This window comes from Halorubrum sp. C191 (assembly GCF_002727095.1).
Lineage (GTDB): Archaea > Halobacteriota > Halobacteria > Halobacteriales > Haloferacaceae > Halorubrum > Halorubrum ezzemoulense.
Genome location: NZ_NHNZ01000002.1, coordinates 1 through 9,314 on the forward strand (window position 1 = coordinate 1; position 9,314 = coordinate 9,314).

At 59.2% G+C, this 9,314-nt stretch carries 8 protein-coding genes and 3 pseudogenes; 8 read left to right on the top strand and 3 right to left on the bottom strand.

The window, feature by feature from the left end; translation table 11 throughout:
• Positions 1-20: 20 nt before the first annotated feature.
• Positions 21-769 (top strand): annotated as a pseudogene (locus tag Z052_RS20775) (RNA-guided endonuclease InsQ/TnpB family protein); the annotation flags it as partial.
• 19 nt (positions 770-788) lie between these two features.
• The gene (locus tag Z052_RS00050; protein ID WP_241897855.1) at positions 789-1,010 is read left to right on the top strand and encodes a hypothetical protein; all 222 of its coding nucleotides are present in this window, start codon (positions 789-791) and stop codon (positions 1,008-1,010) included.
• 144 nt (positions 1,011-1,154) lie between these two features.
• Here Z052_RS00050 and Z052_RS00055 read toward each other — a convergent pair whose 3' ends face one another.
• Positions 1,155-1,583: a desampylase gene (locus tag Z052_RS00055; protein ID WP_094521374.1), complete on the bottom strand. Its 429-nt coding sequence runs from the start codon at positions 1,581-1,583 to the stop codon at positions 1,155-1,157.
• A gap of 348 nt (positions 1,584-1,931) precedes the next feature.
• On the opposite strand from Z052_RS00055, the gene tnpA reads away from it, so the two are divergent.
• Positions 1,932-2,336, top strand: coding sequence for an IS200/IS605-like element ISHma12 family transposase (gene tnpA / locus Z052_RS00060; RefSeq protein ID WP_094494233.1), 405 nt, complete (start codon positions 1,932-1,934; stop codon positions 2,334-2,336).
• Position 2,337: 1 nt separating this feature from the next.
• Complete coding sequence (locus tag Z052_RS00065; protein ID WP_099288413.1) at positions 2,338-3,552, top strand: RNA-guided endonuclease TnpB family protein; 1,215 nt, start codon at positions 2,338-2,340, stop codon at positions 3,550-3,552.
• Positions 3,553-3,590: 38 nt separating this feature from the next.
• Here the strand turns inward: Z052_RS00065 and Z052_RS21175 are convergent, their stop codons facing one another.
• The gene (locus Z052_RS21175) at positions 3,591-3,716 is read right to left on the bottom strand and encodes a hypothetical protein (protein ID WP_254921798.1); all 126 of its coding nucleotides are present in this window, start codon (positions 3,714-3,716) and stop codon (positions 3,591-3,593) included.
• 116 nt (positions 3,717-3,832) lie between these two features.
• On the opposite strand from Z052_RS21175, the gene Z052_RS00070 reads away from it, so the two are divergent.
• The 3 genes from Z052_RS00070 (at position 3,833) to Z052_RS00080 (ending at position 8,212) form a co-directional block, all read left to right on the top strand.
• Positions 3,833-5,197, top strand: a complete 1,365-nt coding sequence (locus Z052_RS00070) for a restriction endonuclease (protein ID WP_099288415.1) — start codon at positions 3,833-3,835, stop codon at positions 5,195-5,197.
• A 190-nt stretch (positions 5,198-5,387) separates the two neighbouring features.
• Positions 5,388-6,278, top strand: coding sequence for a DMT family transporter (locus Z052_RS00075; RefSeq protein ID WP_094521370.1), 891 nt, complete (start codon positions 5,388-5,390; stop codon positions 6,276-6,278).
• 260 nt (positions 6,279-6,538) lie between these two features.
• Positions 6,539-8,212 (top strand): hypothetical protein, encoded by a 1,674-nt coding sequence (locus tag Z052_RS00080; RefSeq protein WP_099288417.1) that lies wholly within the window; start codon positions 6,539-6,541, stop codon positions 8,210-8,212.
• A gap of 93 nt (positions 8,213-8,305) precedes the next feature.
• On the opposite strand, the pseudogene Z052_RS00085 reads toward Z052_RS00080, so the two are convergent.
• Positions 8,306-8,926 (bottom strand): annotated as a pseudogene (locus Z052_RS00085) (aldehyde dehydrogenase family protein); the annotation flags it as partial.
• Between Z052_RS00085 and Z052_RS21315 the strand changes: the two are divergent.
• Positions 8,920-9,273: pseudogene (locus Z052_RS21315) on the top strand (zinc ribbon domain-containing protein); the annotation flags it as partial. The pseudogenes Z052_RS00085 and Z052_RS21315 sit on opposite strands and share 7 nt — an antisense overlap.
• Between the last annotated feature and the right edge of the window lie 41 nt (positions 9,274-9,314).

A 9,314-nucleotide genomic window follows, 5' to 3' on the forward strand; every position in this document is an offset into this window, starting at 1 on the left:
GTAGGGTGGGGTAGTTCACTATCGGTTTCCGTCGGGAGAAGAACAGTACGGAGCGGAACACCGCCGAGGACGGGACGGTCCTCGGGGTTGACCTCGGTATCCAAAACCTCGCTGTCACCAGCACCGCCTTCTTCTTCAGCGGGCGGGAGTTGACTCACGACTTCCGCGAGTTCGAGAAAGTACGCGCCGGACTCCAACAGACCTGGACGCGAAGCGCCCATCGGGCGCTCGAACAGTCGAGTGGCCGGGAATTTCGCTACGTGCGTGACGTACTTCACCGAGCGTCGAACGCTATCGTGGACGAAGCCCTCCGATATGAGTCCGACGTGATAGCCTTCGAGAACCTAACCCACATCCGCGATCGCACAGGTGCGTGTGGGGTCACAAGCGGGCGTTCCGAGCGCTGTACGAGAAAGTGGCGTATAAATCCGAAGCGAAAGGTATCTCAGTGAAGCAAGTCAGGTCAGCGTACACGTCACAGCGGTGCTCCGAGTGTGGCTTCACAGCTGAGGAGAATCGCGCGACCCGCACCGATTTCCGGTGCGTGACGTGCGAGTCGGAAGCGAACGCGGACTACAACGCGGCGAAGAACACCTGGATGCGGTATGTCCGTCGGGGCCAACAGTCGTCTCGCTAGACGGGCAATAGTCAGCATGCCCTAAAGTCTGGAACAGTGACGCCGAGTGGCGGATTCACCGCCTACCTGGATGGGTTCGAGGCCGAGTTCATGGACAAGCCCCACTCTCCACGAGCGAACCCCTCAGAGTGAGCGAAGTAGGGTGGGGTAGTTGACACACCTTATCGGCAAAGGCGAGGCCCTCGACGGGTCGATGCTGTTCTTCGACGCCCTCGACATGGAGTTCGACAAGGTCGAGATCCCCAAGCAGGACGACTGCCCGGTCTGCGGCGATGACTCGGCCATCGAGTCCGTCCACGACGTGGAGTACACGGCATCCTGCGCGATCGACGCTGGTGGCGACGCCGAACCGGAGATCGAAGCGATCGAGTAAGAGGTTTCCCTCCGACCCGGTTTGGGGCGACGCGAACCGGGGAGTTTCTGAGACGCGGATGGTTCGTAGCGCCGGTCTCGCCGTTTCCCGTTGAGCGACCGCGTGCCGAGTGCTGTGAGAATACTCGCCGTCTGCGGGGTTCGTTCAGCGCTCGCTTCGGATCGACACGGTCTCCTGTTCGAACGCCTCCTCGTTGTCGCGCCACCGCCACGAGCCGACGAAGGGGTAGCCGTCAAGTGCGCAAATGACATACGAGTGGTCCGGCCACGTGGCCTGTGCGGCGTCCGTCTCGCTCGGGTGCGTCGGTCCGGTCGGGTGCGAGTGGTAGAACCCGACCACGTCAAGACCCGCCTCCTCAACGGTCTCAATCAGCTCAAGCTGCTCTTCGGGGTCGATCAGGTAGCGGATCTCTGGTGTTTCCGCGACGTTCTCAGCGGCGTACGTCTCTGTGACGACGCTCTTGTCACCGTCAGTGCCGTGTTCGCCAGCGAGCACGCCACAGATCTCTGCCTCGCCGCCTTTGTACGCCCGATACACGATGTCATCGTACGCTGCCCGCGCGAGTTCGATCATACCCTGAGATAGCCTGATGTCCGGATAAGTCCGTTCCGACCGCCAAGGGGGGAGGCGAGTCAGGAGAACCGGCGGTCATTGAGGACGTGACGTACGCAAAAATAGGGGTGCTGTTCGCGGAGTTGACGCCGTCTCCGAGTCAGCGTTGTGTCGGGTGAGCGCGCCGAACCGTTTAGCTAAAAGTAGGCGCTAAGCCCCCTTCCTCAGCGAGCGCCGACCTAATGGGAGGTGCGAGCAGGGAGGGGATACAGCGCCGCACAGTTCTCATACACGATTCGGTGACAGACCCACAGATCCACGCAATCACAACTTTTTCACAGTAGGGTAGTACAATATTGACCGAACCTAATGAAGTACGACCTCGACTCGGGAGCGCACTCAACGTATTCCCTACACTACCACCTGATACTCACCACGAAGTATCGGCGTGGAGTGCTCACCGAGGAGCGAACCCAATTCATTCACGAGGTCATCAGCGGGTTCACGGACAACTACGGTGTCGAACTGACGAACCTCGACGGCGAGGACGACCACGTACACATCCTCTTCCGAGCGAAACCAACCACAGACCTCGTGAAGTTCATCAACACGGTCAAGGGCGCGACCGCCCGCCGTATCCGCAACGAGTACGCGGACGAACTGAAGACCAAACTGTGGGGCGACTCGTTCTGGAACGACTCGTACTGCCTCATCTCGACGGGGCAGGTATCGCTGGATGTACTGAAACAGTACGTAGAGGACCAACGCGAGTAGAATGTACTACGCCTACAAGTACCGTCTCAAGCCGTCCGACGCCCACCGTGAGGAGTTGGACCGCCACCGAGACATCTGTAGGCAACTGTACAACCACACGCTCTACCGTCTCAACGAGTACCAAGACGAACACGGTGAACTGCCGTCCATGACCACGCTACGGTCGGAACTCCCCGACCTCAAGAAGTGGTGGGACAGCCTCACCGACGCGTACTCGAAGGTTCTCCAAACCGTTGTGGAACGACTGTTCGACAACCTCAAAAGCCTCTCTAAACTCAAAGAGAACGGCTACGGTGTCGGTCAACTCAAGTGGAAGCCGCCACGGGCGTTCCGCAGTTTCACGTACAGTCAGTCTGGCTTCAAGCTCGACAAGAAGGGCGGTCAAACTGTGCTGTCACTCTCGAAACTCGGGGACATACCGATTCGGCTTCACCGCGCCATTCCCGACGACGCGACGCTCAAACAGGTCACGGTCAAGAAGGAACCGACGGGCGAGTGGTTCGCCACGTTCGGCGTCGAAATGGATCGCGAACCACCCGAACCGCCTGAGAACCCCGAGACGTGCGTCGGTATCGACGTGGGCATACTCAAGTACGTCCACGACACGGACGGGACGGCGGTCGGGCCACTCGACCTCTCAGACGAGCGCGACCGCTTGGAACGCGAGCAACGGAAGCTCTCGCGCAAACAGCACGGGTCGAACAACTACGAGAAGCAACGGCGTCAAGTCGCGGAGTATCACGCCGATCTCCGACGGAAGCGCCGTGACTTCTTGCACAAGCTCTCGGCGTACTATGCCCGGGAATACGACCTTGTGGCGGTCGAAGACCTGAATGTGAAGGGGATGATGGAAACTCCGTCGAACAGCCGTAATACTGCGTCTGCCGCGTGGCGAACGTTCCTCTCGTTGCTCGAATACAAGTGTGAGCGAGAGGCGACGCACTTCGTCGCGGTCAATCCGAGAGGGACGACCAAGAAGTGCGCGTCGTGCGGCGTTTTGACCGACAAGCCGTTGTGGGTCCGTGAACACTCGTGTCCCGCCTGCGGGTTTGAGGCGGACAGAGACGCAAACGCGGCGTGGAACATTCTTTCTCGCGGCCTCGAAGACGTAGGAGTGGGACACTCCGAATCAACGCCTGTGGAGACTGCGCTTCCTGTGGATACCTCGGTATCTGTAAAGCGCGTCGTGGAAGCAGGAAGCCCTACCCTCAAGTAGCGAACGGCGTCAGCCGTGAGCGAGTAGGGTAGGGTAGTTCACAACGTGATAATCTCGTAGTCGTCGCCGACGAGCGATTCGGGTTCGAGCCAGCAGTCACGAATACACTGAAGCGCCGGGAGACAGATCGGATCGAACTCGCCGGCACCGCCGTCCCTGTTCATACCGCGAGCTGGTGGCTGGCCTCGCCGTAGGCGAGTGCGGCTTGGGTCACGGTGAGATTCTGTTGACTGTGCGCGTACAGAGGCGTTATAACAAGATACTGTCTAATCACAGTCGGATGGCGATACTGGACGACCTCTCGGGGTTCGAGTTCGAGGACCTGATAGAAGATGTCTTCCGCAACCTCGGCTACGAGAACGTCCGCCAAGCTGAGAAGACAGCTGACGAGGGCCGAGATGTCCTGATGGAGGAAGTCGTCGGCGGAACACGGAGAGCAATCGTCGTCGAGTGTAAGCACACGGAGACGGTCGGGCGGCCAGTCGTCCAGAAGCTCCACTCGGCGATCGCGACGTTTGACTTTGACGGCCCCAAACGCGGAATGGTCGTCACGACTGGCCGGTTCACGGACCCTGCTCAGGAGTACACAAACCGACTCCAACAGAACGACGACCCCCACCCAATCGAGTTGCTCGACGGCGAGGCTCTCCGGGAGATCGCCGACGAGATCGGGCTTAATCTCTATAACGGTCGCATTGAGATTCTCTGTGACAAGACGCTACGTCCCCACGATCCGACAACAGATGTCGACGCCCCTGTCAAGGAGAGGTTCCGTGACATCGAGAACATCGAGGCCGCCGACCTTCCGGAGCCACATTCGACGGTGACGTTCCGCCCGGTGGTTGCGGTCACCGCGGACACGAACGCTGTCTTCGAGACATCGGTAGGCGTCATCCACCGGATCAACGACCGCACACAGTTCGTCGTCCACGCTGACCGTGGACATCCGAAGGTGGCCGACGACGACGTCGCGACGCTAGTCATCGAGAACTTCCACGCGGCAGTCCCCCTCGATATTGGACAGTTAACCGAGGTATTCGACGATGTCGAGGAGCGCCGATTTGGGCAGACCCAAACAGAGTACAAGGAGTGGGCTGTTGACCGGCTTCAGGACTATCACACGACGACGGTGACCTACACCGGCGACAACAACGTCACCTACAACAAGACGTGTAAGCCGAATCTCTCGGATATCTCTGTGCAATCGATCGAGCCGGTGTATCTCCCTGAGGTTCGGCAGACGACCGAGCTGCAGGAGTATTCGTATCCGTACGAATACTATGCTGCTGGCCCTTCACGGGTCACCTTGGAGGACGGGATTCATCGGTGCGTCCACTGCGAGACGAGCGGTATCGACGAGACCTACACCTACTGTCCGAACTGCGGGGCGATCGCCTGCCGCAGCCACATCAAGACCGAACGGGTGGAAGGTGAACCGGTCTGTACGGGCTGTGCGGTGACCGAACGGTTCGCGTTGAAGCCGAAGTACTTCTACGGCGAACAGAATCTCGAGACGTTCCGCGAGGAATACGCCGAGATGCCACTTCACGAGAAGGCGATGGAGAACCCGTTACTGGCGGGCGGCAGCGTGGTCGCGGCGCTGCTGCTCATCATTGGACTGCTCGTTATCGGTGGGGTCATCTGAACGGGCTTGCTGATCACCTAGACTGGTGGTATTTATATCACCCTAGAAGCCCTGATGGGCGCTAACCCAGCGTTGAGGTCTGTTTGTCTACATCTACTTCGCAGTCGACGCCGTCGCTAGGCGCATCGGGTCACTCGAGAGTTGGCGCGGTCCGACGGATATTTCGCTGTTGGCGGCGACCTCCTCGTGAATGAGTCGCTACGGGACGGCCGGCCGATTCTTGCTTCTGTGTGCTGTCTGGGGCACCGCGTTCATGGCGACGGACGTCGGCCTGGCTGATCTCCCTGCGGTGCCGTTTGCGGCCGTGCGTTTCGACATCGCTGCCGCACTGTTGTTTGTCGCTGTGGTTGCCTCCGATGCGGATATCCGTCCCCATACTCGGGACGACTACGTCTACGTGCTCGTCGGTGGCGCGCTCACAATCGGTGCGCACCACGCATTCCTCTTCGCGGGCCAGCGGTACGTCACGGGCGGTGTCGCGGCCGTTCTGTTGGGTCTCGTCCCCGTGGTGACACCTGCGCTCACGCGGCTCGTCTCTACTGAGGAAGAGTTTACCGCTGCCACCGCACTCGGCGTCGTGCTTGGATTCGTTGGCGTCGTCGTCATCGCTGATCCCGACCCCGCGAATCTCGCGGACAGCGTCTTCGGAGTGTCGCTCGTGCTTGCGTCCGCACTTGCGTTCGCCGTCGCCGCGGTCGTCACGCACAGCAGGTCGCCGTCGATGCCGTTCCTCTCGACGCAGGCGTGGATGATGGCTATTGGCGCCGTCGTGCTCCACGCCGCTGTGATCGCAGTCCCTGGTCAATCGTTCGCGGCCGCCACGTGGACCCCGTCCGCACTCGCCGCACTTGCGTACCTTTCTGCCGTTGCTGGCGTCGGCGGCTTCTTGCTTTATTTCACGTTACTCGACGACCTCGGACCCATCGAGATGAGCTTCATTGAGTACGTCATCCCCGTGTTCGCAGCGCTGGCCGGCTGGCTCGTGCTTGGGCAGGAAGTGACGCCGGCGACCGTCGCCGGGTTCGGGTTCATCGTGGCAGGGTTCGTCGCCGCGAAGTGGCGGACATTGCGTGGAACATAGTGGTGCGTGATTGGTGACTTCGGGAGACCTTCCGAACACTTCGCTGGGGTCCCAGTGGTTGGCAAGTGCGGTACACGATCAAAGGATCATCTCACGAGCCGATTTTGAGTGGATCGCCTCCCTCCCAAGCGAGGATAAGATCTTACTTATTGGTAGAATTTGTGTCAATTCGTAATTCGGCGAAGTTACTACCTAATTTGCGGGTTGGTTCGCAACTCATACATACAAGGTTCAAGATCATAATTTCACGCCCCATACGAATGTCAGAACGCCCTCCATCCGATGATTCCGACGAGCAACCCTCCGATACCGATCTGACCGACTGGCCACCAGATGACTCGGATCAAGACCAGTCGGCGCCACCGTGGATTCCGCTTGGCATTGTTGGGATTCTTGCTGTTGCCGTCGGCTGGTTCTTCCGGCCGTGGCTCCATGGCCTCATCTACACGGTGTATACGACGCCGCTACTGTTGCTTGGCATCATTGCTGGTAGTATCGCGGCGTGGGTTACCGTACGTGCGGGCGACCGCGTTGAGACCGTCATCAACACGCTCTCCAGCAGCGACCACACGATTACCCCACTTCGTGTCGGTGTAGTCGTCGTCGTGATCGCTGCGTTCGCGCTGATGCCCGTCGCTAACGCAGTCGCTGGCGTCACATTAAGCGACCAAACAATGAGCCAGACGGCTACTGTTGAGCAACTCGACGATGTTGACGCCGACAATCCCCGAATTATCACGCGAGCGGTCGCCGAACGGTACGCATCGAACACACTCAACCGGCCGCAGTACCGCGTCGAGGAGACCGATATCAGCGTGGTGAATGGGACTCCCTACTGGGCTGCTCCGCTCGCTCCGGATGGCCTATTTAACACGATCACAAAGCGTCAAGCCGGAACTGTCCTTGTCGATATGACAACTCAGCAGGCGAATGTACGGTCCGTAGACGGCGAGCTCGAAACTGGCGTCGGAACGATCTTTTATCGGAACTACCGCTGGAAGCTCCTCAAATCGCAGGCGTATCTCGTGGACTACGGTGATCCGAAGATGGTCATCCACAATGAGACTCAATACATCACCGTCCCATACACTGAGCCCACATTCCACTTGACGCCGTTACCACACTCGACACCACAGTGGGGAGGCGTCGCCGTCATTGATCCAAGCGGTTCGATCGACATGCTCTCTCCCTCTGAGGCTGCGGCTAGCCCAATTCTTGACACTCAGCAACTGTATCCAGAGAAACTGGCGCTTCAATCGGTCGCGGCAACGAAGTACCGAAATGGAATCCTCAACACCTATACGAGCCACGAAGATGAAATCGAGATCGCACCGCTTCCCGGAGACGGAAACGACCAGCCGTTCTTCATTCTTTCTGAGTCGGGGCCGCAGTACGTTGTTGCTGTCGAACCGTACGGCGACGCACAGGGTCTCCAAGAGTTGTGGACAATCGACGGCCAAACCGGAACCTTCGAACGCTACATCCCAACTGACTCGCTGTTCGGCCCACAGCGAGCAGCAGATCTCGTGCGGCAATCAGCGCCACAGACAGACTGGGACCGCTTTTCGCCAGCCGAACCCATTCTCACAGTCATCGACGATCGAGAGTATTGGCAAGTGCGCGTCGTCCCCGAAGATAACAGCGGGATCGCGTACGTCGCGTTTGTAGACGCACGGTCCGGGAACGTCGATTCGTTCGAAGAGACTGACGCGATCTCGCAGTTCCTCGCTGGCGAGACACCGGTCGAGAATCCTACCGAAACAGACCCAGTGACGCCTACGGAGACGCCGACGGTTATCGTCCAACGAGTTGCCGAGAACGGTACTGTAATTGAGACCATGAGAGTGTACGACGACGAATCGCTCGAAATACGGACACCCACGAACACCTCCGTTGGTACAGAGAACGCGACGGCTCAAGCCCTCGGCAGTTAGGGAAATGGGTCGGTAATGTGGGCGCTATTGAGTTCGGCATGCTGTCCACCTGACGAAGGCACCCCTAAAAGCCGCTACCCAACTTGTCCGATGTTATTCGATCCAAACGGTTTTGCGATTGACAAACTCCTTGATCCCAGCCTCGGAGAGTTCCCGGCCATAGCCTGAGTCCTTGACACCGCCAAACGGAACCCGTGGGTCGGACTTCACCAACTGATTCACGTACACGCAGCCCGCGTCGATACGGCTTGCCACACGTTCACCGCGGTCGCGGTCCTGCGTCCAAACGCTGGCTCCGAGTCCAAACGGTGTGTCATTAGCCTTGGTGATCGCCGACTCCTCGTCGTCAACCTCGTAAACCGTAGCTACTGGGCCGAATGTCTCCTCCGTGTCGACGGGACACCCTTCCGGGGGATCAGTCAAGATGGTCGGCGGGTAGAAGGCCCCTTCTCTGTCGAGAGGCTCACCGCCAGTCACGAGCGTCGCTCCAGCCTCGACGCTTGCGGTGACCTGTTCATGAAGAGTTTCCATAAGATCTTCTCGGGCCTGTGGCCCGATATCGGTCTCCTCGTTTGTGGGATCTCCCACAACGAGCGAATCCATCTCGTCGGTCAGTGAGCCAAGGAATTCATCGTATACGTCCGTGAGGACGATGAACCGTTTCGCGGCAATACACGATTGACCACCGTTTAGATTCCGCGCCCAAGCGCCTGTCACACACAGCTGGGGAATACGGTATCACCGCCGAGATGCGGTCAGAAGCCGATACAATCCGGACCTGCCCGGCGTATGGTGAACAGGACGACACCGACCGGAGCGGTGACGTATTCCGGTGTCCGTGTAGTCACGAAGCCCACGCAGACCTGTGCGCGTCTCGCACCTTCCTCAAACAACAGGCTGACGAAATTGAAGCTGGGTCGATAGCTCGGCCCGTGCGTCTCAGGTGAGACGACCACAACTGGTCGGAGGTATCACACTCTCCCGAGAGGGCAAGTCCCAACGAGGAGCGCACAAACCGGAGCCCCGACGACGGGAAACTTGCCTCCGTGGGTTCGGCATAGCCAACATCCCCACCGGAGGAATCCCACGGCTTCAGCCCTGT

What these genes read in the sequence shown, in the direction of transcription:
- Z052_RS21175 (WP_254921798.1), bottom strand. Translation starts at nt 3,716, where the DNA reads ATGAACAGGGACGGCGGTGCCGGCGAGTTCGATCCGATCTGTCTCCCG.
- tnpA (WP_094494233.1), top strand. Translation starts at nt 1,932, where the DNA reads ATGAAGTACGACCTCGACTCGGGAGCGCACTCAACGTATTCCCTACAC.
- Z052_RS00075 (WP_094521370.1), top strand. Translation starts at nt 5,388, where the DNA reads ATGAGTCGCTACGGGACGGCCGGCCGATTCTTGCTTCTGTGTGCTGTC.
- Z052_RS00065 (WP_099288413.1), top strand. Translation starts at nt 2,338, where the DNA reads ATGTACTACGCCTACAAGTACCGTCTCAAGCCGTCCGACGCCCACCGT.
- Z052_RS00070 (WP_099288415.1), top strand. Translation starts at nt 3,833, where the DNA reads ATGGCGATACTGGACGACCTCTCGGGGTTCGAGTTCGAGGACCTGATA.
- Z052_RS00080 (WP_099288417.1), top strand. Translation starts at nt 6,539, where the DNA reads ATGTCAGAACGCCCTCCATCCGATGATTCCGACGAGCAACCCTCCGAT.
- Z052_RS00055 (WP_094521374.1), bottom strand. Translation starts at nt 1,583, where the DNA reads ATGATCGAACTCGCGCGGGCAGCGTACGATGACATCGTGTATCGGGCG.